This is a genomic window from Xanthobacter sediminis (assembly GCF_043195015.1).
Taxonomy (GTDB): domain Bacteria; phylum Pseudomonadota; class Alphaproteobacteria; order Rhizobiales; family Xanthobacteraceae; genus Xanthobacter.
Genome location: NZ_JBAFWH010000001.1, coordinates 349,388 through 375,174, shown reverse-complemented (window position 1 = coordinate 375,174; position 25,787 = coordinate 349,388). Strand labels below are relative to the sequence as shown.

General features: G+C 68.2%; 22 protein-coding genes. 9 read left to right on the top strand and 13 right to left on the bottom strand.

Features of this window, described 5'->3' with window-relative positions; translation table 11 throughout:
* Positions 1 to 73 precede the first annotated feature (73 nt).
* Positions 74 to 2,215: a sodium-translocating pyrophosphatase gene (locus V5F61_RS01480; protein WP_393987103.1), complete on the bottom strand. Its 2,142-nt coding sequence runs from the start codon at positions 2,213 to 2,215 to the stop codon at positions 74 to 76.
* A gap of 250 nt (positions 2,216 to 2,465) precedes the next feature.
* Between V5F61_RS01480 and rimO the strand changes: the two genes are divergently transcribed.
* Positions 2,466 to 3,809 carry a 30S ribosomal protein S12 methylthiotransferase RimO gene (gene rimO / locus V5F61_RS01475; RefSeq protein WP_393987102.1) on the top strand — a complete coding sequence of 448 codons (1,344 nt, stop codon included), beginning with the start codon at positions 2,466 to 2,468 and terminating at the stop codon, positions 3,807 to 3,809.
* Between the two features lie 65 nt (positions 3,810 to 3,874).
* Here rimO and rpoZ read toward each other — a convergent pair whose 3' ends face one another.
* A complete protein-coding gene (gene rpoZ, locus V5F61_RS01470) occupies positions 3,875 to 4,264 on the bottom strand; it encodes a DNA-directed RNA polymerase subunit omega (RefSeq protein ID WP_393987101.1) in 390 nt (129 codons plus the stop codon).
* Positions 4,265 to 4,467: 203 nt separating this feature from the next.
* Here rpoZ and V5F61_RS01465 point away from each other — a divergent pair, with 203 nt between their 5' ends.
* Positions 4,468 to 5,076 (top strand): LabA-like NYN domain-containing protein, encoded by a 609-nt coding sequence (locus V5F61_RS01465; protein ID WP_393987100.1) that lies wholly within the window; start codon positions 4,468 to 4,470, stop codon positions 5,074 to 5,076.
* 9 nt (positions 5,077 to 5,085) lie between these two features.
* On the top strand, positions 5,086 to 5,769 hold the full coding sequence (locus V5F61_RS01460) for a uracil-DNA glycosylase (protein ID WP_393987099.1): 684 nt from the start codon (positions 5,086 to 5,088) through the stop codon (positions 5,767 to 5,769).
* Positions 5,770 to 5,778: 9 nt separating this feature from the next.
* Here the strand turns inward: V5F61_RS01460 and V5F61_RS01455 are convergent, their stop codons facing one another.
* From V5F61_RS01455 to dapA, 4 genes are all read right to left on the bottom strand, one after another.
* The gene (locus tag V5F61_RS01455; RefSeq protein WP_393987098.1) at positions 5,779 to 6,354 is read right to left on the bottom strand and encodes a peroxiredoxin; all 576 of its coding nucleotides are present in this window, start codon (positions 6,352 to 6,354) and stop codon (positions 5,779 to 5,781) included.
* Positions 6,351 to 6,755 (bottom strand): VOC family protein, encoded by a 405-nt coding sequence (locus tag V5F61_RS01450; protein ID WP_393987097.1) that lies wholly within the window; start codon positions 6,753 to 6,755, stop codon positions 6,351 to 6,353. The genes V5F61_RS01455 and V5F61_RS01450 overlap by 4 nt, the downstream gene beginning before the upstream one ends.
* Before the next feature lie 16 nt (positions 6,756 to 6,771).
* Positions 6,772 to 7,248 carry an SsrA-binding protein SmpB gene (gene smpB / locus V5F61_RS01445; RefSeq protein WP_393987096.1) on the bottom strand — a complete coding sequence of 159 codons (477 nt, stop codon included), beginning with the start codon at positions 7,246 to 7,248 and terminating at the stop codon, positions 6,772 to 6,774.
* Positions 7,249 to 7,326: 78 nt separating this feature from the next.
* Positions 7,327 to 8,226 carry a 4-hydroxy-tetrahydrodipicolinate synthase gene (gene dapA, locus V5F61_RS01440; protein ID WP_393987095.1) on the bottom strand — a complete coding sequence of 300 codons (900 nt, stop codon included), beginning with the start codon at positions 8,224 to 8,226 and terminating at the stop codon, positions 7,327 to 7,329.
* A gap of 336 nt (positions 8,227 to 8,562) precedes the next feature.
* Between dapA and V5F61_RS01435 the strand changes: the two genes are divergently transcribed.
* A complete protein-coding gene (locus V5F61_RS01435) occupies positions 8,563 to 10,812 on the top strand; it encodes a transglycosylase SLT domain-containing protein (RefSeq protein ID WP_393987094.1) in 2,250 nt (749 codons plus the stop codon).
* A gap of 409 nt (positions 10,813 to 11,221) precedes the next feature.
* On the opposite strand, the gene V5F61_RS01430 is transcribed toward V5F61_RS01435, so the two are convergent.
* The 5 genes from V5F61_RS01430 to V5F61_RS01410 all read right to left on the bottom strand — a co-directional run bounded on the left by V5F61_RS01430 (position 11,222) and on the right by V5F61_RS01410 (position 19,123).
* Complete coding sequence (locus V5F61_RS01430) at positions 11,222 to 11,878, bottom strand: hypothetical protein (protein ID WP_393987093.1); 657 nt, start codon at positions 11,876 to 11,878, stop codon at positions 11,222 to 11,224.
* A 100-nt stretch (positions 11,879 to 11,978) separates the two neighbouring features.
* Positions 11,979 to 14,063, bottom strand: coding sequence for an OmpA family protein (locus V5F61_RS01425; RefSeq protein ID WP_393987092.1), 2,085 nt, complete (start codon positions 14,061 to 14,063; stop codon positions 11,979 to 11,981).
* A 321-nt stretch (positions 14,064 to 14,384) separates the two neighbouring features.
* Positions 14,385 to 15,686: a porin gene (locus V5F61_RS01420; RefSeq protein ID WP_393987091.1), complete on the bottom strand. Its 1,302-nt coding sequence runs from the start codon at positions 15,684 to 15,686 to the stop codon at positions 14,385 to 14,387.
* A 353-nt stretch (positions 15,687 to 16,039) separates the two neighbouring features.
* Positions 16,040 to 17,533: a porin gene (locus V5F61_RS01415; RefSeq protein ID WP_393987090.1), complete on the bottom strand. Its 1,494-nt coding sequence runs from the start codon at positions 17,531 to 17,533 to the stop codon at positions 16,040 to 16,042.
* Between the two features lie 567 nt (positions 17,534 to 18,100).
* Positions 18,101 to 19,123 carry a ligase-associated DNA damage response exonuclease gene (locus V5F61_RS01410; RefSeq protein ID WP_393987089.1) on the bottom strand — a complete coding sequence of 341 codons (1,023 nt, stop codon included), beginning with the start codon at positions 19,121 to 19,123 and terminating at the stop codon, positions 18,101 to 18,103.
* A 58-nt stretch (positions 19,124 to 19,181) separates the two neighbouring features.
* Between V5F61_RS01410 and V5F61_RS01405 the strand changes: the two genes are divergently transcribed.
* Positions 19,182 to 20,105: a class I SAM-dependent DNA methyltransferase gene (locus V5F61_RS01405; protein WP_393987088.1), complete on the top strand. Its 924-nt coding sequence runs from the start codon at positions 19,182 to 19,184 to the stop codon at positions 20,103 to 20,105.
* Between the two features lie 13 nt (positions 20,106 to 20,118).
* Here the strand turns inward: V5F61_RS01405 and V5F61_RS01400 are convergent, their stop codons facing one another.
* Positions 20,119 to 20,637 (bottom strand): tyrosine phosphatase family protein, encoded by a 519-nt coding sequence (locus V5F61_RS01400; protein ID WP_393987087.1) that lies wholly within the window; start codon positions 20,635 to 20,637, stop codon positions 20,119 to 20,121.
* A complete protein-coding gene (locus V5F61_RS01395; protein WP_393987127.1) occupies positions 20,634 to 21,197 on the bottom strand; it encodes an HD domain-containing protein in 564 nt (187 codons plus the stop codon). Before V5F61_RS01395 ends, V5F61_RS01400 begins: the two co-directional genes overlap by 4 nt.
* Positions 21,198 to 21,403: 206 nt before the next feature.
* Between V5F61_RS01395 and V5F61_RS01390 the strand changes: the two genes are divergently transcribed.
* The 4 genes from V5F61_RS01390 (at position 21,404) to V5F61_RS01375 (ending at position 25,736) form a co-directional block, all read left to right on the top strand.
* Positions 21,404 to 21,862 (top strand): NUDIX hydrolase, encoded by a 459-nt coding sequence (locus V5F61_RS01390; protein WP_393987086.1) that lies wholly within the window; start codon positions 21,404 to 21,406, stop codon positions 21,860 to 21,862.
* A 103-nt stretch (positions 21,863 to 21,965) separates the two neighbouring features.
* A complete protein-coding gene (locus V5F61_RS01385) occupies positions 21,966 to 23,354 on the top strand; it encodes an ethanolamine ammonia-lyase subunit EutB (RefSeq protein ID WP_393987085.1) in 1,389 nt (462 codons plus the stop codon).
* The gene (gene eutC, locus V5F61_RS01380) at positions 23,351 to 24,130 is read left to right on the top strand and encodes an ethanolamine ammonia-lyase subunit EutC (protein WP_393987084.1); all 780 of its coding nucleotides are present in this window, start codon (positions 23,351 to 23,353) and stop codon (positions 24,128 to 24,130) included. Before V5F61_RS01385 ends, eutC begins: the two co-directional genes overlap by 4 nt.
* 88 nt (positions 24,131 to 24,218) lie before the next feature.
* Entirely contained in the window at positions 24,219 to 25,736 is a 1,518-nt protein-coding gene (locus V5F61_RS01375) for an amino acid permease (RefSeq protein ID WP_393987083.1), read from the top strand.
* Positions 25,737 to 25,787 lie beyond the last annotated feature (51 nt).

The window sequence follows — 25,787 nt, the reverse complement described above, 5'->3', positions numbered from 1 at the left end:
GCGCGGGGCGAAGCGCCGCGCACGATGCCCCACGCCGCCCGGTGGAACAACCCCGCCCCCGCGCCGCCCCCAATCAGTGACCGAGCGCGGCCAGCAGCAGCAGCGCGACGATATTGGTGATCTTGATCATGGGGTTCACCGCCGGCCCGGCCGTGTCCTTGTAGGGGTCGCCCACCGTGTCGCCGGTCACGGCCGCCTTGTGGGCCTCCGATCCCTTCTCGTGGCGCACGCCGTTGCGGTCCACGAAGCCTTCCTCGATGGACTTCTTGGCATTGTCCCAGGCGCCGCCGCCGGAGGTCATGGAGATGGCGACGAACAGGCCGGTCACGATGACGCCGAGCAGCATGGCCCCCACCGCGGAGAAGGCCGCCGACTTGCCGGCCACCCCGCCGCCCGCCACCAGATACACCACGAAATAGCACACCACCGGCGACAGTACCGGCAGCAGGGAGGGCACGATCATCTCCTTGATGGCGGCGCGGGTCAGCAGGTCCACGGCGCGGGAATAATCAGGCTTCTCCCGCCCGGCCATGATGCCAGGCTTCTCGCGGAACTGGCGGCGCACCTCCTCCACGATGGCGGAGGCGGCGCGGCCCACCGCCGTCATGCCCATGGCGCCGAACAGGAAGGGCAGGAGCCCGCCGAACAGCAGGCCCACCACCACATAGGGGTTGTCGAGGGAGAAATTGGGCGAGACGCCCGCGAAATAGGTGCCCTCCCCCGCCGTGGCGATGAAATACTTCAGGTCCTGGCTGTAGGCCGCGAACAGCACGAGGGCGCCGAGGCCGGCGGAGCCGATGGCATAGCCCTTGGTCACCGCCTTGGTGGTGTTGCCCACCGCGTCGAGCGCGTCGGTGGACTGGCGGACCTCCTTGGGCAGGCCGCTCATCTCGGCGATGCCGCCGGCATTGTCCGTGACCGGGCCGAAGGCATCGAGGGCCACGATCATGCCCGCCAGCGCCAGCATGGTGGTGGCGGCGATGGCGATGCCGAACAGGCCGGCGAGCGCATAGGCCGCGAGAATGCCGAAGATGATGACAAGGGTGGGCAGCGCCGTCGCCTCGAGCGAGACGGCGAGGCCCTGGATGATGTTGGTGCCGTGCCCCGTCACCGAGGCCTGGGCGATGGACACCACCGGGCGGTGCCCCGTGCCCGTGTAATATTCGGTGATGACGACGATGGCGCCCGTCACCAGCAGCCCCACGACGCCGCACAGCAGCAGCGCCGTGCCCGTGAAGGCCGCGCCCGCGACCGGCCCGAAGCCCGGCAGCAGCCAGGTGACCGCCGCCAGCGCGAACACGGAGAGCCCGCCGGTGGCCAGGAGGCCGCGGTAGAGCGCGCCCATGATGGTCGAGTTGGGCCGGAGCTTCACGAAGAAGGTGCCTGCGATGGAGGTGAGGATGCAGGCCGCCCCGATGGCGAGCGGATAAAGCTGCATCACATGCAGGGTCTGGGGCGTGGCGGAGAAGAAGATGGCCGCGAGCACCATGGTGGCCACCACCGTCACCGCATAGGTCTCGAACAGGTCCGCCGCCATGCCGGCGCAGTCGCCGACATTGTCGCCCACGTTGTCGGCGATGGTGGCCGGGTTGCGCGGGTCGTCCTCGGGGATGCCGGCTTCCACCTTGCCCACGAGGTCGCCGCCCACGTCGGCGCCCTTGGTGAAGATGCCGCCGCCGAGCCGGGCGAAGATGGAGATGAGGGAGGCGCCGAAGCCCAGCGCCACCAGCGCGTTCACCACCGTGCGGCTCGCCGGCGCGTAGCCGAGCGGGCCGGTGAGCACCAGGAAGTAGACGCTGACCCCGAGCAGTGCGAGCCCCGCCACCAGCAGGCCGGTGACGGCGCCGGCCGTGAAGGCGAGATCGAGCCCGGCAGCGAGCGAGCGCATGGCCGCCTGTGCAGTGCGCACATTGGCCCGCACCGACACGTTCATGCCGATAAAGCCCGCCGCGCCAGAGAGCACGGCGCCGATGGCGAAGCCCGCCGCCACCAGCCAGCCGAGCCCCAGGCCCAGCGCGACGAAGATGACGGCCCCCACCGCGCCGATGGTGAGATACTGGCGCCGCAGATAGGCCGCAGCGCCCTCGGCGATGGCGGCGGCGATCTCCTGCATGCGGACGGTGCCGGGGTCCGCCTCCATGAGCCGGCGGGCCGCCCAGGCCCCGTAGACGACGGCCAGGAGGCCGCAGGCGATGATCGGCAACAGGGCCAGCATGGGGCCACTCCTCAGCGTTTCCGAGTCTTCGTTATTATACCAGCGAGTGTGGAAGCGATGACGACAAGGAACAAGAGCCTTGCCGCGCGCTGCGGAAAATGGACCCCTCCGCCGCTGCAACGCGGCGATGCGCGCCTGCCGGCAGGGGCAGGCGCGCGCCGTGCCCCTCCGGGACGCGGGATTGACGGACGCTCCGCGCTCGCCTAACCGGTGCCCCTGCCCCCAACAGTTGAAGAAGCCGTCGCGCATCATGGCCGAGACCGCGCAGAAGTCGCCCCGCATTTCCTTCGTTTCCCTCGGCTGCCCGAAGGCGCTGGTGGACAGCGAGCGCATCGTCACCCGCCTGCGCGCGGAGGGCTACGAGCTCACCAAGACCCATGCGGGGGCTGATCTCGTCATCGTGAACACCTGCGGCTTCCTCGACAGCGCCAAGGCGGAGAGCCTCGCCGCCATCGGCGATGCGCTTGCGGAGAACGGCAAGGTGGTGGTCACCGGCTGCATGGGCGCCGAGCCCGAGCAGATCACCGCCGCCCACCCCGGCGTGCTGGCGGTGACCGGCCCCCAGCAATATGAAAGCGTGCTCGCCGCTGTGCACGAGGCGGTGCCGCCCCAGCACGACCCCTTCCTCGATCTCGTGCCCGACCAGGGGGTGAAGCTCACCCCCCGCCACTACGCTTATCTCAAGATCTCGGAAGGCTGCTCCAACCGCTGCACCTTCTGCATCATCCCGAAGCTGCGCGGCGACCTCGTCTCCCGCCCGGCCGGTGAGGTGCTGCGCGAGGCGGAGAAGCTGGTGAAGGCCGGCGTGAAGGAACTGCTCGTCATCTCGCAGGATACCTCCGCCTACGGGCAGGACCTGCGCTATGCCCCGAGCCTGTGGAAGAGCGCCGACGGCGAGAGGGAGGTGGCGACCCGCTTCCTCGACCTCGCGGAGGCCCTGGGCAGCCTCGGCGCCTGGGTGCGGCTCCATTATGTCTACCCCTACCCGCACGTGGACGCGGCGATGGAGCTGATGGCCGCCGGCAAGGTGCTGCCCTATCTCGACATCCCCTTCCAGCACGCCAGCCCCTCGGTGCTGAAGCGCATGAAGCGCCCGGCCTCCCAGGAGAAGACGCTGGCCCGCATCAAGGCCTGGCGGGAGAAGGTGCCGGATCTCACCTTGCGCTCCACCTTCATCGTCGGCTTCCCCGGCGAAACGGAGCAGGAATTCCAGGAGCTGCTCGACTTCCTGGAGGAGGCCGAGATCGACCGGGCCGGCGCCTTCAAGTTCGAGCCGGTGGCGGGCGCGCCTGCCAACGCACTGGAAAACCCCGTCCCCGACGAGGTGAAGGCCGAGCGCTACGACCGCTTCATGCGCACCCAGCAGAAGGTTTCCGCCCGCCGGCTGAAGCGCAAGGTGGGCACGCGCCAGCAGGTCATCATCGATACCGTGACCCCCTTCGGCGGCATCGGCCGCACCAAGGGCGACGCACCGGAGATCGACGGCACGGTAAAGGTTTCCGCCCGCCGCCCGCTGCGCGTGGGCGAGATCGCCACCGTGAAGATCGAGGCCGCCAGCGCCTACGACCTCTCGGGCACCGCGGTCGGCTTCTGAGGCACAAAAGAAAACGGCCGGGCAAGGCCCGGCCGTTTTCCCTACCTTCACGGATGCGGGGCCGATCAGCCCTCGTCGTCGTCCGAATGCTCGGGCGGCACGAGGCCCTGGAGGCCGGCGAGCAGCTCTTCTTCGGTCATGCGGTCGAGCATGACATCGCTGTCGTCGCCGGAACCGCTTTCGCTGGAGGCGATCATCGGCACCGCCTCGGGCTCGGGCTCGTCGACTTCCGTGTACTTCTGGAGCGAGTGGATCAGGTCTTCCTTCAGATCCTCGGGGCTCACGGTCTCGTCGGCGATCTCACGCAGAGCCACCACCGGGTTCTTGTCGTTGTCGCGATCGATGGTAATCTGGGAACCCGAAGAAATCATGCGGGCGCGGTGGGCGGCGAGCAGCACCAGCTCAAACCGGTTGTCCACCTTGTCGATGCAATCTTCAACCGTGACGCGGGCCATGGGCTCGGCACTCCCTCATGCGCACTTGGGGCTGGATCATAGCCTGGGAAGAGGCGGTCGATACAACAATTCAACATCCCTAGCAAGCGGCTGGCACCTTTTTCGCTTGCGTTGAATCGGCCTTCGTCGGAGAAAGGCAGCGGACGGCGCGGCATACAGTCGTTCCAGCGTTATGCCCATCCCATTCCACCGGCGGACATTTTATGCAGGGCCTTGAAAAGATCGCTCTTCTCATCGACGGCGCAAATCTTTACTCCGCGACCAAGGCGCTCGGCTTCGACATCGACTACAAGCGCCTGCTGAAGGAATTCCAGGGGCGCGGCTACCTCCTGCGCGCGTTCTATTATACCACCCTGATCGAGGATCAGGAATATTCCTCCATCCGCCCGCTGCTCGACTGGCTGGACTACAACGGCTATTCGGTCGTGACCAAGATGGCGCGCGAGTTCACGGACGCCCAGGGCCGCCGCCGCGTGCGCGGGAACATGGACATCGAGATCGCGGTCGATGCCATGGAGATCGCCGAGCACGTCGATCACGTCGTTCTGTTCTCCGGCGATGGCGACTTCCGCTCCCTGGTGGAGGCGCTGCAGCGGCGGGGCATCCGCGTGTCCGTGGTTTCCACCATCTCCACCCAGCCGCCTCTCATCGCCGACGACCTGCGCCGGCAGGCGGACATGTTCATCGACCTCGTGGAACTCCAGCCGAAGATCGGCCGCGACCCCTCCGAGCGCCAGGGGCGCATGCAGGAAACGCCGCGCTTCCTGGAACGCCGCGGCGCCCCCGCCGGCTCCGACACCGACGGCTGCTGAGCGCGCCCCATGGCGCGCGCCGCCGCGAAGACCCAAACCGCGCCGCCAGTCGCTTCAAAAGACTGCGCCTTCGAGCCCGCGGTTGACTGCCCCCTCTGCCCCCGCCTCGCGACCTTCCGCGAGGAATGGCGCACGGCCGAGCCCTCCTGGTTCAACGCGCCCGTACCCGCCTTCGGCGCGGACACCGCGCGCCTGCTCATCGTCGGGCTCGCGCCCGGCCTGCGCGGGGCCAACCGCACCGGGCGCCCCTTCACCGGCGACTATGCGGGCGACCTGCTCTACGAAACCCTGCTTCACTTCGGATTTGCAACCGGCCGCTACGAAGCCCGGCCGGACGACGGGCTGGAGCTGAAGGACGCACGCATCATCAATGCCGTCCGCTGCGTGCCGCCGCAGAACAAGCCGACGCCGGAGGAGATCCGCACCTGCCGGCGCTTCCTCGCCCCGGCCTTCGCGCACATGCCCCACCTGAAGGCGGTGGTGACGCTGGGCAAGATCGCGCACGATTCCACCCTCGCCGCTTTGGGGGCGAAAGCCTCCCATCTCAAGTTCGGCCACGGCGCCTCGGGCGAGATCGGCGGCGTCAGGGTGTTCGCGAGCTACCATTGCTCGCGCTACAACACCAACACGGGCGTTCTGACGCCCGCCATGTTCCGCGCGGTGTTCCAGCAGGTCCGCGCCTTCCTCGGCTGAGGGAGCCCGCTATGCGCGCTCCCCGCTCCGGTGGGCCTTCAGGTGCGCCAGCACCTGGGCGGCATTCTCGTCGGGCGGGAACACCGGGTAGAAGACATGGGAGATGGCACCCTCATTGATGATGAGGGTGATGCGCTTCAGCAGCACCTCGCCATCGACGGTGAAGGTGGGCAGCCGCAGCGCCCCGGCGAGCTCCCGCCGGGGATCGGAGAGCAGAGGAAACGGCAGGTCGAGGCGCGCCGCCGCCTCGCTCTGGTAGGCCGTGTCCTGCACGGAAAGGCCGAACACGTGCTCCACGCCCACGGCGCGCAGGTCCTCGTAATGGTCGCGGAAGGCGCACGACTGCGGCGTGCAGCCCCGCGCGCCGGGAATGGCGTCCCACCCGTCCGGCAGGGCCGTGCCGGGCAGGCCGGTGCGCGGGTAGACGTAGACCACCGCCTTACCCGAGAGGGCGGAGAGGTCTACCCGCCGCCCGTCGGTGGCGGCCAGCCGGATGATGGGCAGCTCCAGCCCCGGCAGGTGATCGGCCGCGCCGTCATCCTCCGGCGCGGGAAGGTCCGGCGGCAGGCTCTGAAAATCGCTCATGGCGCCCTCGCATAGGAGATGAATTCGAGCAGGGACCCATCGGGGTCGCGGAAATAGACGCTTCGGCCCGGCCCCAGGGCGCCGAAGCGCTCCACCGGCCCAAGCTCCGGCGTGATGCCCTGGCGGGCAAGGTGGGCGATCGCCTGCTCGATAGGCCCATCCCAGCGGAAGCACAGGTCGCTGTTGCCGGGCGCAACGGGCACGCGCGCCACCGGCGTGGGGTGGAGGCCCGGCCCATGCAGGTTGAGCTGGCGGTCTCCGAAGCGGTAGACGAAGCCCGCCCCGCGCGGCAGCACCTCGGCGCCGAGCACGGCAGCGTAGAAGGCGTTGGAGACGGAGAAGTCGCTCACATGCAGCACGCAGTGGTCGAGTGCCACGGGCAACGGCGCGCCTTCGCTCATCTTCCGGCCTCCCTCACTACCCCCGGTCGCGCATGAGGCGCGCCTTGTCGCGCGCCCACGAGCGCTCCTTCAGCGCCTCGCGCTTGTCGTGGGTCTGGCGACCCTTGGCGAGGGCGATCTCCACCTTGGCACGGCCGCGATCGTTGAAATAGATCTTCAGCGGCACCACGGTCATGCCCTCGCGTTCCACGGCGTTGCCGAGCTTGGCGATCTGCCGCTTGTGGAGCAGCAGCTTGCGGGGCCTGCGGGTCTCATGGTTGAAGCGGTTGGCTTCGAGATATTCGGGGATGTAGGCGTTGTAGAGCCACATCTCGCCATTCTTCTGCGCGGCGTAGCTCTCGCCGATGGTGGCCTTGCCGGTGCGCAGGCTCTTCACCTCGGTGCCGGTGAGGGCGACGCCGGCCTCGAACACTTCCTCGATGGAATAGTCGAACCTGGCCCGCCGGTTCTCCGCGGCCACCTTGCGGGGGGCGTCTTTCTTCTTGTCGCTCATGCCTGGAACCTGACGCCTGCGGCTCCCGCAGACAAGGGGGCCCGCTGCGAAAAGCGGGCCCCTTCACACCGGAAGAGGTCAGCCCAGCAGGCCGGCATGCTCCATGGCCGCGCGCACCACGGCGCGGGTGGCCTCGGAAACCGGAACCAGGGGCAGGCGCACCTCCTCGCCCATCTTGCCGAGCAGCGAGAGGGCATATTTGGTGGGCGTGGGGTTGGTCTCCACGAACAGCGCCGTGTGAAGCGGCATCAGCTTGTCCTGAATCGACAGCGCGGTCGCGAAATCACCCTTCAGGCACGCCGTCTGGAACTGGGAGCACAGGCGCGGCGCCACATTGGACGTGACGGAGATGCAGCCTACGCCGCCGTGCGCCATGAAGCCGAGCGCGGTCGCATCCTCGCCCGAGAGCTGGATGAAGTCCGGCCCCAGCACCTGCCGCTGCAGCGACACCCGCGCCATGGAGGCGGTGGCATCCTTCACGCCCACGATGTTCGGGATCTCGAACAGGCGGGCCATGGTCTCCACCGACATGTCGATCACCGACCGGCCGGGGATGTTGTAGATGAAGATGGGCAGGTCCACCGCCTCGGCGATGGCCTTGAAGTGGCGGTAGAGCCCTTCCTGGGTGGGCTTGTTGTAATAGGGCGTCACCACCAGCAGGGCGCTCGCGCCCACCTTCTGGGCGTGCACGGCGAGGTCGACCGCCTCAGCGGTGTTGTTGGAGCCGGCGCCGGCGATCACGGGCACGCGCCCGGCCGCCTGCTCCACCGCCCAGGCCACCACCTTGTTGTGCTCGTCGTGGGTCAGGGTCGGGCTCTCGCCCGTGGTGCCCACGGGGACGAGGCCGTGGGTGCCCTCGGCGATCTGCCAGTCCACGAACGCGCGAAACGCTTTTTCGTCCAGCGCCCCGTCGCGGAACGGAGTGACAAGGGCGGTGAAGGAGCCGCGAAACGGCGACGGGGACGGGATGGGCGACATGGCGAGCGCCTTGGTTCCTGGGAAGCTGGGTGGGATTGCGGACACAAGTCCCGGATGACGGCATTGTGATGACGCCGGCGGTGCCGTGCGGAGCCGCCGGCCGGGACGGCGCGGAAACGTTCCCATAGCCTGTCGCGGGCATTCCGGGAAGAGGCTCGGCGCAAGCAACCGCGCGGTCGTGCTTTTGCCGCGTTCGCCCGACAGGTTGCAACGCCTGGGTGAGGCGCGCGGATCACGTGCAAGCCGGATCGGAGGATCTGGTTAGGGTTTCGTCAAGACGCCTCGCCCAACATGGCGGCCACCATTTGAGAGCGCCCCGCAGAGCGAGGAATTCTGATGTCGCCCTTCTCGAGCCTGATTTCCGCGAGCGCCCTGGCGATCACGATCGCCCTGGCCGGCGTCGCGCATGCAGCCACGGAAGCGGCACCGACACCCTCCTCGAAGTCGGCGGCCGCCAAGCATTCCGACAAGTCCTCCGGCAAGCCTGCCGCCGCCAAGCCGGCTTCAGGAAAGCCGGCGTCCGGCAAGGACGCCAAGGGCTCCACCAAGCCCACGAAGGACACCAAGTCGAGCAGCGCCAAGCCCTCAGGCGCCGGCACGCAGCAGAAAGCCGCAGTCAAGCCCACTCCCGCCGCGAAATCCGCCTCCCTCGCCGCGCCGGCGCGCGTGGCGCCCGTGGCCTTGGCCTCCGGCGAGATGGGCACACTCAGGAATGCCGTGTCCGCCGCCCGGAACGGGCGCGCGGCCGAGGCGATGGCCGCCGCCCGCCAGCTCGACGATCCGGTGGCGCGCAAGCTGGTGACCTGGCTCGTCATCCGCCACGCGCCCAACGACCTCGGCTTCGAGAACATCTCCGAATTCCTCAAGGAGGAGCCGGACTGGCCGACCCCCTCCACCCTGCGCCAGCGGGCTGAGCGCGTGCTGTTCCAGGAGAATCGGGACCCCGGCCGCACCCGCGCTTTCTTCGCAGAACGCCCGCCCATCACCGGCGAGGGCAAGGTGGCGCTCGCCCGCGCGCTCATCGCCAGCGGCGACCGGAAGGACGCCGTGGACTGGGTGCGCGAGGCCTGGCGCGAGGACCAGCTCAACGAGAGCTTCGAAGCCAAGATCATGGACGAGTTCGGCTCGGTGCTCACCCGCACCGACCACAAGCTGCGCGCAGACCGCTTCAGCTACAAGCCGGACACCGAACGGGCCCTGCGGGCCGCATCGCGCGCCGGATCGGATGTGGTGGCGCTCACCAAGGCGCGGCTCGCCGTCGCCCGCAAGGAGCCCAATGGCAGCGCCCTGCTGTCCGCGGTGCCCTTCACCCTCGCCAACGATCCGGCCTATCTGTTCGCCAAGGCCCAGCTCCTGCGCCGGGCCGACAAGCCGCAGGAGGCCGCGCGCGCCCTGCTCGCAGGCTCCTCCGACGAGGCCGCCAACGCCGACTCGGACGAATGGTGGATCGAGCGCCGGCTCGTCGCACGCGAGTTGCTCGATGCCGGCGATGCGCAGACCGCCTACAAGGTGGCGGCCACCGGCGTCGCGCCCAAGGCCGACAACTACCGCGCCGAGCAGCAGTTCACCGCCGGCTGGATCGCCCTGAGCTTCCTGAGGGATTCGCGCACCGCCGCGGCCCATTTCGCCCGCGTGGCCCACGGCCAGAAGCACCCCATCACCCTCTCGCGCGCCGCCTACTGGCAGGCCCGCGCGGCCGAGGCCATGGGCGACAGCGGCCGCGCCCGCGCCTCCTACCAGGAAGCCGCGCAGTATCCGGCCACCTACTACGGCCAGCTTGCCCGCACCCAGCTCGGCATGAGCCCGGTGGTGCTGCGCACGGCCCAGGTCTCGTTCCAGGACCGCAACGACTTCCCGCGCGTGGAGCCGGTCAAGGCCATCCGCCTGCTCTACGCCATCGGCGAGCGGGATATTCCGCTGACCATCTATTACGATCTCGCATGGCGCATGGAGAGCCCCGGCCAGCTTGCCCTTCTCGCCAACCTCGCCGAATCCAACGGCGACGCCCGTGGCGCGCTGGTGGTGGGCAAGGAAGGGATGGCCGAGGGCCACCCCCTGGAGCAGGAGGCGTTCCCCACCTTCGGGCTGCCGGGCTACACCTCCATCGGCTTCCCGGTGGAGAAGGCGGCTGTCTACGCGGTGGCGCGGCAGGAAAGCCAGTTCAACGCGCGCACCCTCTCCAGCGCCAAGGCCATGGGCCTCATGCAGGTGACGCCGGCCGCCGGCCGCGAGGTCTCCAAGCAGACCGGCGTGCCCTACAACGAAGCCCGGCTCATGAGCGACCAGTCCTACAATGTTCAGTTCGGCGCCGCCGAATTGGGCGAGCTGGTGCAGAACTACAATGGCAATTTCGTGCTGGTGTTCGCGGCCTACAACGCCGGGCGCGGCAACGTGCGCAAATGGATCGAGCGCTACGGCGACCCGCGCGACCCCAAGGTGGACGTGGTGGACTGGGTGGAGTTGATCCCGTTCGCGGAGACCCGCAACTACGTGCAGCGCGTGATGGAGAATTACCAGGCCTACAAGGTGCGCTTCAACAGCCCCACCAAGCTGCAGATGGAAGCGGACCTGCGCGGCACGCGCTGACCGGCGGCGCTCCCGGCCGCAAGGCCGGGGCGGCAGGCGCTCTTTATGCCGAAGGCCCGTGAGCTCAGCTCATGGGCCTTCGCTTATCGATCGCGCGCAATTTGTACCAGCACCGCCGGGCATTTCTCGGCGCGAGGCCAAACCCTGAGGCAGGCCGCCGGACTGAGGGCCGCTGACACCAGCGCAAACACGTCCGCGCAATACGATCTCCCCGGCTAGGCCGGCGCCAAGCAGGTTCACTCCGATGTCGCTCGGGTCCGGGCGGAAGACCTGAGACAGGCTCACGAGCCTTCGGCATTTCCCGTTTGCCTTGAGCACAGGGGCAATCACTCCGGCTTCCTGACGCCACGCACGTTCCGCACGCGAGTCGGAATCCGCTTCGGCTGACAATGGCCCGAAGGCACCGGCCTCAGGCCTGCGGCTTCTGCGCCCGTGCCGCCAGGGTCCGCGCCTGACCGATCCAGTCTTCCCGCTCGATCCGCCCGGGAAAGGCGAGATAGCTGCCGACCCAGGCCGCCTCTTCCGGTGTCCAGGCGGCAATCTGCCGGAAATGGAAGATGCCCAGCCCGTGCAGTCTCCGCTCGTTCTGCGGACCGATGCCCCTGAGCTCCTTCAGGTCATCGGCGAGACCACCCTCCGGAGCGGCCAGAACCGGCGGCTGCACGCCCGGATGATTTTCCCCCTCCCGCGCAGCCACGCCACGGCGCGGTAGAGCCGGCTCCTCCGCCAGCGCTCCGGGCTGCACGTTCAGCAGATGGCCGAACAGGTCCGCGACCGGCTCGCGCAAGGGCGGCAGCGGGCGCTCCGCAGCCGGCGGCGGCGCCGAGGGGGCATCCGCTTCGGGCTTCGAAGGCGACTGGGCAACCGGTGCCCCCGGTGGCGCAGGGTCGGCGGCCGGCGCGGACGCCGGCGGTTCGCGCTGGGCCTGCAAGCTCGACGGCACCGGCACCATCACCTCACCCTCGCCTACGCTCTGCCGGGACCTGCGCAGCCACAGGCCGACCGCCACGCCGAGCGCGAACGCTGCCAACAGCAGCAGCAGGACCTCCAGGTTGAAAGCCGTCACGGCGTGCCTCCCGTCCGCTCCCCTTTGAGAAAATACCCGGTGATGACGCCGATGGCGAATGCCGCCAGCAAATAGAGCCAAAGCGAAAGCGCAAGATAGATCATGGCCCCCGCCCCTCCTTCACCGTGAACACGATGCGTCGGTTCTGCGCGCGACCCGCCTCGCTGTCGTTTTCCGCCACCGGCTGTGTGGCGCCGTGGCCGACGGTGGAAAGGCGCTCCCGCACAATACCCGCCTCCCCAAGAAACGCGGATACCGCCGCAGCCCGCGCCTCCGAAAGCCGTTGGTTCACGGATGCATCGCCCACGGCATCGGTGTGGCCCGCCACCTCCACCACGGCCGAGGGGCAGCGCTGCAGCACAAAGGCCAGCCGGTCAAGCAGGCCCAGAGAATGGCGATCAATACGCGCGCTGCCCGTATCGAACAGGATCGTCCCACGCCCCAGGAGATCGGAAACCAGCCCCTGACACTCCTGCGCACCGACGAGCGCCCCGGGCGCCGCAACCTCCAGCGCCACCTCCCCCACGAATGGACCCCTGAGGTTGCGCTTGAGCTCCTCAGCCACTTCCGTCGCGGCGGCGCCACGCAGTGCCGCCCCCGCTAGGCGGAGCTGCGTATCGGTCATGGTGAGCTCGCCATTCGCCATACGCGCAAGTTGGCCGAGGCCCGCCAGCGCCGCCGGCAGAAAGCCCGGGGGCGCGCCGCCGCCGATGGCCGTCAGATCGTTCACCTTGTCCTTCAGGAAATCACGCTCCAGCACCTGCAGGAGTGCCTGATGCGCCTTCTCGTCCGGGTAGAAGCCGGAGACGGTAAGCCCGTCGCCATCCCGCCGCACGGCGAAGACGTAGGGAGAGATGCGCGGTGGCTCCACCGCATCAGTGGCGGAGAGCCCCGCCGGCAGCGCCTTCATGGCCTGGGCGAGCGCCTGATAGGCAGACGAGTCCAGCGCCTCGCCACTGAGCACGAGCGCCGCGCCGCTCGCCTTCACCCGGCCCGTGCGCAGCCGCGCGAGCTGCGCCACTGCGAAATTTGCGCCGGCTCCCCAAATCTCCGCCGGCGGGCCGCCGGAGGCCAGGCGCATGCCATCTTCCACCGGCACCCCGGGAAACGCGCTGCGCAACGCATCCAGCAGCAGGCGGCGCGCTTCATCGGAGGGCACGTATCCGCTCATACGAACCCCATCCGCCGTGCGCTCCAGCTCCCAGGCGAAGGGCACCGCGCGCGGCGGCTCCACGGCGAAACGCGTGACCTGGAAGCCCTCGGGCGGCGCTTTCCGCGCGGTGGCGAGAACCTCGAACGCATCGAAGGTGGGCGCGACGCCCTCCACCGTGATGGCGCTGTCCGAAAGCGTGACCTGGAGCTGGGGCGCCGCCGCGAGCATGCGGGCCGCATAGGCCACCGCCTTCAGCCACAGATCGGCGCTCGGCGCGCCGTCGGCGAGGCGCGTGTCGTCGCGCACAGTCACGCCCGGCAAGGCCGCCGCGAGAGCCTTAGAGACATCGCTCCGCACTGCGTCTGATGGCACGAAGCCCGAAAGGCGCAGGGTCTCGCCCTCCCGGCTCGCGGACCAGACGAAGGGGGAAGCCACCGGAGGCCGCACCGCGAAGCGCGCAAGCGTCATCCCATAGGGAAGAGGGCCGCGCACCGTCTGTGCGATGGAGGTGTAGAGAGAAAGATCGGGCGCGCGCCCCTCGATGGCGAGGGCGCCATCGGAAAGGGTGATGCGCCCGGAAGGCAGCCGAACGAGCTGCCCCAGGCCGAACTCCACCAGGCCCGCGAAATCCCCCGCCGGTGCCCCCCGCGCGCGGACCAGCCGGTCCTGCCCCGTGATGCTGTTGCCCGAAGCCTTCACCGCCGCGACGATGCGTGCCAGCGCATGCCGCGACGGCACATAGCCATCGAGGGAAATCATCCGCCCGTCCTTGACCGCGCTGAACGTGAAGGGCCGCCGTTCGGGCAGCAGCGTGGTCGCGTCCCGCACCGTGCGCACGCCGAACATGTTCTCCAGCGATGCGCGCACCTTGGCCCGCGCCTCCTCGGCAAGAGATTCACCTTCGAGTGTCGCGTCCCGTCCCTCGAATTGCGCCGTGGCCCAGGATTCGCCGCTGCGCGCCAGCACCGCCTCCGCGCTGCGGCCGAGATCCTCTTCGATCGGGCGGCGCGCCGCCGTGAGCGTGGCCGCCACGAGCACAGACCACGCAAGGAGCCCGAGCACGAGAACCCAAGGTCGCCAGCGCCCCACGACCACGAGACGATGGCGCTCCCTCGATTCTTCCGGGGCCGCCGCAGGGCGTGCACCTTCACCGTCCGGTGTTTCCACCGCCATGAACCGGTCTCTCCCCATCATTGCCCGATGCCGCGCGGAACTTCAGCACATTTACGCACCCTTCCGAAAGCCCGCCCCGCCCCAAAACGCCGCACGACCAGCGCCTGCCAAAACGCAGAAGGGCCGCTGGGGGGATATCCCGGAGCGGCCCCTCGTCATCCTTCGGCTGAATGACTACCTTCAGAACTCCCGCTGGGCGAACAGCAGCACTTGGCTGGCGTTCACCGAGCTGTTGGTCGGGCCGAAGCCCGTGTTCAGATAGTTGTTCGCCTTGTTGTAGTTCCAGTCATACTGCAATGCGAGGAGCAGGTTCTTCACCGGCGTGAAGCCGATGTAGCCGCCGACGTTTCCATTCTCTCCACCGGTAGTGCCATAAAGCGTTTCGGCAATCGTATTGTTGAAATCGTACGCCGCGTACCCGCCGAACACGGCGGTGCTCCACTTGGCGTTCCAATTGTGCAGCAGCGAGGCCGTCACGTTCCAGCCACTCACCTTGCTGAGACCGCCGAAGCCGAGGAACGCATCCGGCGGCGCATATTCGCCGGTGGGATCAACAAGGCCGAGATAGCTGACCGCGCCATCCACGTAGGCGCTCTGAAGATAGAGCGTATCACCCTCGCCCAGCATGGGCAGATTGAACATCAAGCCCGCCTGCAGGGCATAGCCCCAGGTGTCCTGTGTGCCCGCCAGCGTGTTGTAAAGGTCCACGGCGCGCACCTGATGAAGCGCTCCGGAAATCTGCGCCTGACCCCACTCACCGGTGTAGTTCAGGTGGCCGACGATGTCGGGAACCTGAATGCCGGTCTCGTAATTGTCGAGCACGCCGGCGGGAAGGGGGTCCTGCGCCCTGACACCGGACTGGCGATCCGCCTGGTCTTCCAGGGACAAGGTCGCGCTGAAGCCCTTGCCGAGCTCGGCTGTGTAGGCGACGAGGTTAAGCCGCACATCATCGCCGATGGTGGCCGGATCGGTGCCGAGCACATTCGCATTCGCATAGAAATCGAAGAACGACTGCGCATGGCCGAAGGTGAAGCCCGCGAACTGGATGTAGGCGTTCCACACCTCGATCTCGCTGCCGTTCGGGCCATCCGACCACGGGTCCGCCGACCGCCACTTGAAGCGCGTTTCCAAATAGGAGCGCAGGGTGCCGTACTCGGTCTCCGTCCGCGCGTCCAGGATCAGGCCGGCGGTGGCGATCGAATAGGTCTTGTCATTCTCTGAGGGATAATTGGAATAGGTGTTGTAATAGCCTTCAGCCCACAGATACCCACCCACGCGAAGGCAAGTGTCCGTGCCGGGGATGTAAAAAAAGCCCTCCCCCTGAGAGAGGCACTGCTTCATGTACGTGGGCTGCGCCTTCGTCTGCAGCAGATCCGCGGCGATCGCAGGCGCCCCCAGCAGGCTAGTACCGCCCACCGCGACAGCGAGCGCGCCCGAGGCGCCCCACGCCTTCAGCCGCGGAAGATGCAGAGCAACTTTCATGAGAACCCCCAGCGATATATTGTATCAATAAGCAGTGCCACATAGCATCTGCATTGGCAAGTCGGGAACCGACTCTCGCAAAGAAACCGATTGCCACCGCCCCGCGCTTGAAACTGACGGACACGCGCCTAACTCCCACGCCGAACCCCAACGTCCTCAACGAGGAATCAGCCCTTAGCAGCGATAATCAAAGCATTTGAATTTTGCGATCAGATCTCAAAAAAGGGAATAGCTGGAGGATAACTATAGGATTATTCCAAATTGTGCGGAGCGTAGGCGCAACATCCATAAGGGCAAAGAAAAACCCCAGTGGTTGCCCACTGGGGTTCTTCCTGACATCGCTTAAGCTGCGATCAGAAGTTCCGCTGAGCGCGGAAACCGCCCGACCACACGTCAGCCGAACCGCCGACCACGCTGGTGACGGCCGTGCCACGCGCGTTGTAGACGTTCTGCAGCGGATCAGAGCTCTCAACCTTGGTGTAGACGGCCTCAAGGCCGAGGTCGAGGTTCTTGACCGGCGACCACACGAGGTCGGTACCGACCTGCCACAGGTTGGCGCTGGTGACAGCAACCACGGTGGAGGTGGGCATGTCGACGTTCACGTAGCCACCGTAGACGACCGAGCGCAGACCCGGGGTCCAGTAGTGACGGAGCTGACCCTGGATCGCCCAGGCCTGAACGGTCGAGTAATCACCGAAGTCGTTCACGCGCACGGCGTCAGACAGCGGGATGAAGGCGCCGGACAGGTAGCCGTTGGCGTCAACCTTGATCCGACCCCAAGAGGTGGCAGTGCCCTGGCTGTTGGCGCTGGCGCCGACATAGTTGAGGGCGCCGTCAGAGTAGTTGGCCTGCAGGAGGAGGCTGTCGCCGGCCGCAAGGAACGGCAGCTTGAACTCCGCCTGAGCGCCGATCGCCCAACCCCAGTTGTCCGTGGAGGACGCACCGGCGTAGGCGGCGTTGAAGACGGTGTTGGCGGTGTAGTCGAGCGCGTTGACCTGGTGCAGGGCACCGGAGATCAGGAACGAACCCCAAGCCTGGTCGAGACGGATGTTCGCGACGATGTCGGGAACGGTCTGGCCAGCCTGATAGTTACGATAGGAGAGACCACCGCTGCTGGCGGTGTTCACTTCGTTGATGAAGGGGTTGTTCGAGTAGACGAACGACACGCCGGTAGCGGTGGCAGCCTGCACGCCGGTGGTGCGGTTGGCCGCGTCTTCCAGGGCGACGCTGGCGGAGAAGCCGTTGCCGAACTGGGCGGTGTAGCCGATCAGGCTCGTCCAGGTGTTGGAGCCGGCATACGGCGTGGTCATCATATAGTTGGTGCCGAGCTCGAAGAACGACTGGGTGTAGCCGAACGTGAAGCCGGAGAACTGGATGAACGCGCGCTCGAAGTAGAAGCTGCTGTTCGGGCCCGAGCCGGCGCCGGCCTGGGAATCCCACTGGCCGCCGAAGCGGACGTAGGAACGCAGGGTGCCGTAATCGGTCTGGGTGCGGGCGTCGAGGTCCACCACGCCGCGGACGCGGGTCAGGTAGTCGGCGTCGCCGTCGTCACGGAAGGGGTAGGTGTACACGCCGGCGTTGGGGCCGGAGAAAGCGGCGCTGGCGCTGGAAGCGATGGCCGGGCGGAAGGTCGGGGCAGCGCCGACGATCGCGTCGAAGCGAGCGTAGCCACCGATCTTCAGGCAGGTGTCGGTGCCGGGGATATAGAAGTAACCCGCGCCGTAAGCGGAGCACACCTTCACGTACTCCACCGCCTTCGCCTTGACCGGCAGATCGGCGGCCTGGGCTCCGGCCACCGCGACGAGACCCGCCGCGCTGCCAAGAAGAAGGCTCTTCACCATCGTCATTGTGACCTCCAAGTTTGGTTCCGAGGGAGCGAGCGCCGCTTCGCCGGTGCGTTTGCACGTTTGAGAGGTTCTTGCCCCGATTACCATCCCGCTGCGCCGCATTCGAAGCCGAAGCGTCAGCAGCGATCAGGTCGACCGGGGACTGCCCCCCTTCGTCGCAAAGCCAACATACAAAAGGCGGAAGCGTGTTCAATCAGAAGCACTCGAAACAGGCCCTGTGCCGGCCCCTTTTCCCATGAGTGTTGCAAGAAGATCACGACGGCGAGATCGCCATCATAATACCGCCATGACGCGCCCCGCATGGCAAGCCAACATATTCATAATAAATGATTTATTGTCGATAATGCAGCAAACGGCAGCGCCCGTTTACCGAGCTCGATGAGAGTTTTTGCCGGCTACTCTTTCGATCGGCCCCAGCTTCGTTGGGGGGTCTTTGGGAGCGTCGATTGCGAGCGGCTTGCCACAAAACGGGCGATTCACCGTTTCGAAATGACTCGAAATGCGCCGGTTTCGGCGGCGACCGCGGGATTCGCCTTCGTGCCGCCGCATGCGGCCTTTCTCCACCCCTCAGGCGTCGGGCTCGCCCTGCGCCTCCTCGTCCCCATAGCCGACGAGGCGCAGGGGACGCGCGCGAAGCTGGCGGGTCCCCGCCCAATGCACCAGCGCCTCTTCGGCGCCATGGGTCACCCAAAGTTCCTCGCAGCCCGTGGCCTGGATGCTGGCGGTGAGCCCGTCCCAGTCCGCATGGTCGGAAACCACCAGCGGCAGCTCCACGCCGCGCTGGCGGGCGCGGGCGCGCACCCGCATCCAGCCGGACGCGAAGCAGGTGAGGGGCTCGGCGAAGCGCCGCGCCCACAGGTCAGTCATGGCCATGGGCGGCGCGATGACGATGGCACCCGGCAGCGCCTTGCGCTCCACGCCGCTCACGGGCTCCAGCTCTCCGAAGTCTAGCCCCTGCTGCGCATAATATGAGGTGATGGGAGCCAGCGCTCCATGCAGATGCAACGGCGCCCCATAGCCCCGCCGGCGAATGAGCGCCATCAGCCGCTGCGCCTTGCCCAGAGAGTAGGCGCCCAGAAGGTGCGTGCGCTCCGGAAAAAGGGCCACCGAGGCCAGCAACCGGGCCACCTCCCCTTCCGCTGGCGGATGGCGGAACACCGGCAGGCCGAAGGTCGCCTCGGAGACGAACACATGGCAGCGCACCGGCTCGAACGGCACGCAGGTAGGGTCGGCCGCGTCCTTATAGTCGCCCGAGACCGCGATCACGAGGCCGTCCTTCTCCAGCCGCACCTGGGCCGAGCCCAGCACATGGCCGGCCGGATGAAGGCTCACGGTGACGCCATTCACCACCACGCGCTCACCATAGGCCAACGCCTGGCGCGTTCCGGCGAAGCGGGGGCCGAGACGCAGGGCCATCAGGTCCAGCGTCTCGCGGGTGGCGAGCACATGGCCGTGGCCGGCGCGGGCGTGGTCGGAATGGGCGTGGGTGATGATGGCGCGGGGCACGGCCCGCACCGGATCTACGTGGAAGTCCCCCGGCAGGCAGTGGAGTCCCCTGGGCGAAGGGCAGAGCAGGTCTTCCGGGCGCACGGCTGGTCTCTCAGGAACACTATATATATGGGAAGGCGAGCTGAACCTGCGAGGTCCCGTGGCCGCCCTACCCCACTCCGCAAGCTCGGGCGACCCCGCCCTCGACCGCCGCCTCGACTGGGCCCGCGCCCTTCTGGAGGAAGGCGACCGTGCGGCCGCGGCCGAGCTGCTCGCCGACACTGTCGCCACCGCGCCCGGCTTCGCCGCTGCGTGGTTCCTGCTCGGCGAGACGCGGGAGGCGGCGGGGGACACCGCGCGCGCGGCGGAGGCCTACTCCGCCGCGCGCGCGGCGGACCCGCGCGATGTACTCGGCGCCGGCCTTCGGCTGGCCCGCCTCGGCCATGCGCCGGTGGAAGGCGCCATGTCCGCCGCTTATGTGCGCACGCTGTTCGATCAATATGCCGACCGCTTCGACAGCGCCCTTCGCGACAAGCTCGCCTATCGCGGGCCGGAATTGCTGCATGCGGCCCTCGCGCGCGTGGCGGGTCCGGGCCGCCGTTTCCGCCAGGGGCTCGACCTCGGCTGCGGCACCGGGCTCGCGGCGCCCCTGTTCGCGCCGCAGGCGGATGCGCTGGACGGGGTGGACCTTTCCCCCGCCATGCTGGCGCGGGCGGAGAAGCTCGGCCTCTACCGCACCCTCCAGGCCGGCGACATGGGCGACGCGCTGGCCGATGCGCCGGCGGGAAGCCTGGACCTCATCCTTGCGGCTGATGCCCTGTGCTACCTTGCGGAGCTGCCGCCCCTGTTCGCCGCGGCAGCGCGGGCGCTGGAGCCGGGCGGCCTCTTCGTCTTCACGGTGGAGACCCATTCCGGGGCCGAGGTGCTGCTGCGGGAAACGCTGCGCTATGCGCACCCAGTGGCCACCGTGCGGGCGGCGGCCGATGCCGGCGGCCTTGCCGTGCGCCTTTTGGAAGAAGCCTCCACGCGCAATGAGAAGGGCGTGCCGGTGCCCGGCCTCGTGGCGGTGCTGGAGCGCGCCTGAGGGGCGCGCGGGCTCAGGCGTCGACGGCGCTGACCGGCAAGGCGAAGGGCGTGCCCTCGAAGGCATCGCGCCCGCGCCCGATGGCGGCGATGGCCGCCACCATCCGCCCCTCGCGGCCGAGGGCGGCATCGGCCAAGGCGATGATGCGCGCATTGGGCGTGGCGGTGGGCGAAGCGCGGCGCAGGCGCAGCGCCAGCTCCATCTCGTCCTGCTCCGGAACCAGCGCGCACACCGAGGCATAGGCCGCCGCGGTGGAGCGCGAGATGCCGGCGAAGCAGTGGATCACCAGTGGGGTCTGGCGCGGCCAGGCCTGCACGAAGTTGAACAGGTCGTTCATGTGGCGCTCGGCGGGGGCCACCATGCCCTCCATCTCCTCCACGATATCGTTGATGCCGAGGAAGAGATGGTTGGTGGGGTCCACATTGCTCGGGCGGGTGAAGACGGTGGCGCCGTTGATGAGCGAGATCACGTGGCGGGCGCCGGTGGCGGCCACGGTCTCGTGCAGCTTGGCGAGCGAGCATACGTGGATCATGTCTCAAGCTCCTCGAAACGTTGCAGGAGCCGCTTTTTCGCGGTCTCCGCCTCCCAGGGCGTGAGATAGTCACTTTCCTCAGGGTCGTCGAGGTGCACCGGGCGACCGAAGAAATGCCGCGCCTCCTGCGCCGAGAAGCCGGCGAGGCGGGTCGCCTCCAGATAGGCGGACGCGCAATCGGCCGCCTTCACGATCTTCACCAGCGCCGCCGGCCATGCCACGGGCAGGGAAAAGCGCAGGGAGATCGCGGCGAGCAGGCGCGCCTCGATCACCTTGTAATCACCCCCCAGCACCGCCTTGAAGGGGGAGATCATGTCGCCGATCACATATTCCGGCGCATCGTGCAGCAGCACGCACAGCCGCCAGCGCGGATCGAGATCGGGATGGGTCACGCGAGAGAGGCGCTCGGTCAGCAGCGAGTGCTGGGCCACGGAGAAGATGTGGGTGCCCCGGGTCTGGCCGTTCCAGCGGGCGACGCGGGCGAGGCCGTGGGCGATGTCCTCGATCTCCACGTCGAGGGGAGAGGGATCGAGCAGGTCGAGCCGGCGGCCGGAGAGCATCCGCTGCCACGCCCGCGGCGGCGCGCCGCGCTTCGCCCGCGACGGTCGGGCCGCGGCGGAAGCGGGAGCGTCTCCGGGCGGGATGGAGGATCGGGCGGTCACGAATCGGGTGCTCCGTTATCGTAGGATGGTCATAGACGATCCCGGTGAAGGTGAGGCCGACGCCGCACCCGCGACCGGGGGATAACCACCGCAGGAGAGGCGCCGTGAGCACATCGCCGAACCCCGTGCCGATCGAGATCCGGCCCACCCTCGCGGCGAGCGCGGCGGTATTCCGCGGCCCGCTGGTGCTGCTGGCGCGCCGCGCGGGGCCGCCCGGCACCCCCGCTGCAGGCCTCTGGAGCCTGCCGGGCGGGAGGGTCGAGCCCGGCGAGACGCTTGAGGAAGCCGCCCGCCGCGAGCTGCGGGAGGAGGTGGGCGTGGAGGCCGAGATGGCGGGCGTGGCGGCCACGCGCGAGATCATCCGCCATGACGGCGAAAACCGGCTCATCGCCCATTTCGTGGTGGTGGCCCACGCAGCCCGCTGGCGCGCGGGCGAACCGCATCCGAGTGCGGAGGCGACGGAGGTGGGCTGGTTTCGCCCAGCCGAGATCGCCCGCCTCCCGGCGACCGAGGGGCTGGCGGAAGTGGTGGCCGCCGCTGCGCGCCTGCTGGCGGTGGAGTAGCAGGCGCAGCACCTGTGGAAGCGCCCACACAAAGCCACATATCTCCACAAATTGGCACGTTTATTGTTTATGGTGCGGGAGAATTCGAACGAGGAGCAGACCCATGGCCTTCGTCCACCGCATCGGCGCGCGGTCCCATGCCTTCGCAGACCTGAAGGACCTGATGGCCAAGGCGACCCCGCCCCGCTCCGGCGACATGCTCGCCGGCATCGCCGCGGCATCGGCTGAGGAGAACGTGGCGGCCAAGATGTGCCTCGCGGAGGTGCCGCTGAAGGTGTTCCTGTCCGAGGCGCTGGTGCCCTACGAGGAGGATGAGGTGACCCGCCTGATCCTCGACGAGCACGACGCCGCCGCCTTCGCCCCGGTGTCTGCCATGACCGTAGGCGATTTCCGGGATTTCCTGCTCTCGGAACAGGCAACTCCGGGCGTGCTCGCCGGCCTCGCCCGCGGCCTGACGCCGGAGATGGTGGCCGCCGTCTCCAAGATCATGCGCAACCAGGACCTCATATTGGTGGCCAGGAAATGCCGGGTGGTGACGCGCTTCCGCAACACCATCGGCCTGCCCGGCACCATGGCGGTGCGCCTCCAGCCCAACCACCCCACGGACGATGCCGCCGGCATCTCCGCCACCATCCTCGACGGGCTGCTCTACGGCTGCGGCGACGCCGTCATCGGCATCAACCCGGCCTCGGACAGCCTGCCCGTCATCGACCGCCTGCTGAAGTTGATGGACGAGGTCATCCGCCGCTTCGACATTCCCACCCAGAGCTGCGTGCTCACCCACGTGACCAGCTCCATCGAGCTGATGAACCGGGGCGCCCCGGTGGACCTCGTGTTCCAGTCCATCGCCGGCACCGAGGGGGCGAACCGCTCCTTCGGCGTCGATCTCAAGGTGCTGCAGGAGGGTTACGAGGCCGCCCGCGCGCTGAAGCGCGGCACGGTGGGGCAGAACGCCATGTATTTCGAGACCGGCCAGGGCTCCGCCCTCTCCGCCGGCGCCCACCACGGGGTGGACCAGCAGACCCTGGAGGCCCGCGCCTATGCGGTCGCCCGCAAGTACGAGCCCCTACTCGTGAACACCGTGGTCGGCTTCATCGGCCCCGAATACCTCTATGACGGCAAGCAGATCATCCGCGCCGGGCTGGAGGATCACTTCTGCGGCAAGCTCCTGGGCGTGCCGCTGGGGGTGGACGTCTGCTACACCAACCATGCCGAGGCCGACCAGGACGACATGGACACGCTGCTCACCCTGCTCGGCGCGGCGGGCGTCACCTATGTGATGGGCATTCCCGGCGCCGACGACGTGATGCTGAACTACCAGTCCACCTCCTTCCACGACGCCCTCTACATCCGCGAGGTGCTGGGCCTGAAGCGCGCGCCGGAGTTCGAAGCGTGGCTGGAGCACATGGGCATCACCGATGCCGCGGGCAGGCTGCTGCCGGCCAGCGGCGCCCACCCCCTTCTCGGCTTCGTCCGGGAGCAGGCGGCATGATCGCGCGCGATCCCTGGCAGTCCTTCGCCCGCCATACTCCGGCCCGCATCGCGCTGGGTCGTACCGGCGCCAGCCTGCCCACGCAGGAGGTGCTGCGCTTTTCCCTCGCCCACGCCCAGGCGCGCGACGCGGTGCACATGCCCTTCGATGCCGAGACGGTGGACCGCGAGATCCGCTCCCTCGGCTTCGAGACCCTGCGGGTGGAGAGCGCCGCCCCCGCCCGCGACGTCTACCTGCGCCGCCCCGATCTCGGCCGGCGCCTGAGCGAGGCGAGCCGGGAGAAGCTGGCGGCCCGCGATTCCAAGCCCGTCGATCTCGCCATCGTGGTGGCGGATGGGCTTTCCGCCGCCGCCATCCATGCCCAGACCGCCCCCTTCCTCGCCGCCTTCAAGCCGTGGATCGAGAAAGAGGGCTGGAGCCTCGCGCCGGTGGCGGTGGCTTCCCAGGCCCGCGTGGCGCTGGGCGACGAGGTGGGCGCGCTCCTGAAGGCGCGCGCCCTGGTGGTGCTGGTGGGCGAGCGCCCGGGCCTCTCCTCCCCGGACAGCCTGGGGCTCTACCTTACCCTCGGGCCCAGGGTCGGCCGCTCGGACGCCGAGCGCAACTGCATCTCCAACGTGCGCGCCGAGGGGCTGAGCCATCCGCTCGCCGCCTTCAAGCTCGCCTGGCACATTCGCGCGGCGCTGCGGCTCGGCCTCACCGGGGTGGGGCTGAAGGACGAAAGCGACCTGCTGCTCGTGAACGGAGCGCCGCCCGCAGCCCTTCCTGACCTAACGTAAGTTTCTGGAAGGGCATAAAATTTGCCTTAACGTCAGGTGGGCGGGGGCCGGGAGCGGCCGCATCGCCAGCTAGCAGCATGAGGGTGTCATGGCTGACGTCAAGACGACTGACGGCAAGGGGGGTGGTGTGACCTACACCACCGTGGATGTCACCTATTTCGAGCAACGGGCGCTGAAGCGCCATGCCCGCGTGTGGTCGCTGTGGGCGCTCGGGGTGGGCGCGGTGATCTCGGGCCACTTCTCGGGCTGGAATCTCGGCATCGCCTCGGGCGGCTGGGGCGGCATGTTCATCGCCGCGGTCATCATCGCCATCATGTATCTCGGCCTCACCTTCTCCATCGCCGAGATGTCGCCCGCTTTGCCCCACACGGGCGCGGCCTATTCCTTCGCCCGCACCACCATGGGGCCATGGGGCGGCTTCGTCACCGGCCTGTGCGAGAACGTGGAATATGTCATCACCCCTGCGGTGGTGGTGTCCTTCATCGGCTCCTACATGGGCTCCATTTTCGGCACCCCGCCTGAATTTCAGCCAGTCTACTGGATCTTCGGCTACATCATCTTCGTAGGGCTGAACGTGGTGGGGGTAGAACTCTCCTTCCGCGTCACGCTGGTGGTGACGCTGGCCGCCCTCGCCTGCCTCGTGGCCTTCTGGGTCAGCGCGCTGCCGGTGGCGGACTTTTCCCGCTGGGCGCTCAACATCGGCTTGGGGCCGGACGGCACCGCCGTGGAGCTGCCCAACGGCGGCGGCCCGTTCCTGCCGTTCGGCCTCGGCGGCGCGTTCGCGGCCCTGCCGTTCGCGGTGTGGCTGTTCCTGGCCATCGAGCAGCTCCCGCTGGCGGCCGAGGAATCGGTGGACCCGAAGACCGACATGCCCAAGGGCATCATGGCGGGCATGGCGACCCTCATCGTCTCCGCCTTCATGATCTTGTGGCTGAACTCCTCGGTGGCCAACGGCGCGTTCGGCCTCTCCACCTCGCTGGAGCCACTGCTGGACGGCTTCAAGGCCATCTACGGCACCGGCCTCGCCAAGCTGCTCGCCGGCGTGGCGGTGATCGGCCTCATCGCCTCCTTCCACACCATCATCTATGCGCAGGGGCGGCAGATCTACTCGCTCTCGCGGGCCGGCTACTTCCCGCGCAGCCTCTCCATCACCCACGGCGGGCGCAAGACCCCCCACGTGGCCATGATGGCCGGCGCGGCGGTCGGTCTCGCCATCATGCTGGTGATCTGGTTCGCCCTGGGGGCGGATGCGGGCGCGGCGGCCATCGGCGGCACGCTGCTCAACATGGCCGTGTTCGGCGCCATGCTCTCCTACGTCATGCAGGCCATCTCGTTCATCCTGCTGCGGAAGAACATGGGCCACATCGCGCGGCCCTATAAGAGCCCGTTCGGCATTCCCGGGGCAGTGGCCACCATCGTCATCGCCCTCGTCACCATCTACTACCAGCTCTCAGACCCGGTCTATCGCTCGGGCGTGATCGGGGTCGCCATCTGGTTCGCCGTGGGCATCGCCTATTTCGCGGCCTTCGGCCGGCACAAGCTCGTCCTCTCGCCGGAGGAGGAGTTCGCCATGTCCAAGGGCACCACCGAGTACAAGAGCTACTGACGCGCCGCCCCCGGCCGCAAAGCCGGGGGCATCACGCCGGGAACTCAGGAA

Coding starts and splice junctions, on each gene's coding strand:
- V5F61_RS01375 (WP_393987083.1), top strand. CDS start 24,219: ATGGCTGACGTCAAGACGACTGACGGCAAGGGGGGTGGTGTGACCTAC.
- V5F61_RS01385 (WP_393987085.1), top strand. CDS start 21,966: ATGGCCTTCGTCCACCGCATCGGCGCGCGGTCCCATGCCTTCGCAGAC.
- eutC (WP_393987084.1), top strand. CDS start 23,351: ATGATCGCGCGCGATCCCTGGCAGTCCTTCGCCCGCCATACTCCGGCC.
- rpoZ (WP_393987101.1), bottom strand. CDS start 4,264: ATGGCCCGCGTCACGGTTGAAGATTGCATCGACAAGGTGGACAACCGG.
- V5F61_RS01480 (WP_393987103.1), bottom strand. CDS start 2,215: ATGCTGGCCCTGTTGCCGATCATCGCCTGCGGCCTCCTGGCCGTCGTC.
- V5F61_RS01450 (WP_393987097.1), bottom strand. CDS start 6,755: ATGAGCGAAGGCGCGCCGTTGCCCGTGGCACTCGACCACTGCGTGCTG.
- V5F61_RS01400 (WP_393987087.1), bottom strand. CDS start 20,637: ATGATCCACGTATGCTCGCTCGCCAAGCTGCACGAGACCGTGGCCGCC.
- dapA (WP_393987095.1), bottom strand. CDS start 8,226: ATGTCGCCCATCCCGTCCCCGTCGCCGTTTCGCGGCTCCTTCACCGCC.
- V5F61_RS01395 (WP_393987127.1), bottom strand. CDS start 21,197: ATGCTCTCCGGCCGCCGGCTCGACCTGCTCGATCCCTCTCCCCTCGAC.
- smpB (WP_393987096.1), bottom strand. CDS start 7,248: ATGAGCGACAAGAAGAAAGACGCCCCCCGCAAGGTGGCCGCGGAGAAC.
- V5F61_RS01435 (WP_393987094.1), top strand. CDS start 8,563: ATGTCGCCCTTCTCGAGCCTGATTTCCGCGAGCGCCCTGGCGATCACG.
- V5F61_RS01420 (WP_393987091.1), bottom strand. CDS start 15,686: ATGAAAGTTGCTCTGCATCTTCCGCGGCTGAAGGCGTGGGGCGCCTCG.
- V5F61_RS01415 (WP_393987090.1), bottom strand. CDS start 17,533: ATGACGATGGTGAAGAGCCTTCTTCTTGGCAGCGCGGCGGGTCTCGTC.
- V5F61_RS01455 (WP_393987098.1), bottom strand. CDS start 6,354: ATGAGCGATTTTCAGAGCCTGCCGCCGGACCTTCCCGCGCCGGAGGAT.
- V5F61_RS01460 (WP_393987099.1), top strand. CDS start 5,086: ATGGCGCGCGCCGCCGCGAAGACCCAAACCGCGCCGCCAGTCGCTTCA.
- rimO (WP_393987102.1), top strand. CDS start 2,466: ATGGCCGAGACCGCGCAGAAGTCGCCCCGCATTTCCTTCGTTTCCCTC.
- V5F61_RS01465 (WP_393987100.1), top strand. CDS start 4,468: ATGCAGGGCCTTGAAAAGATCGCTCTTCTCATCGACGGCGCAAATCTT.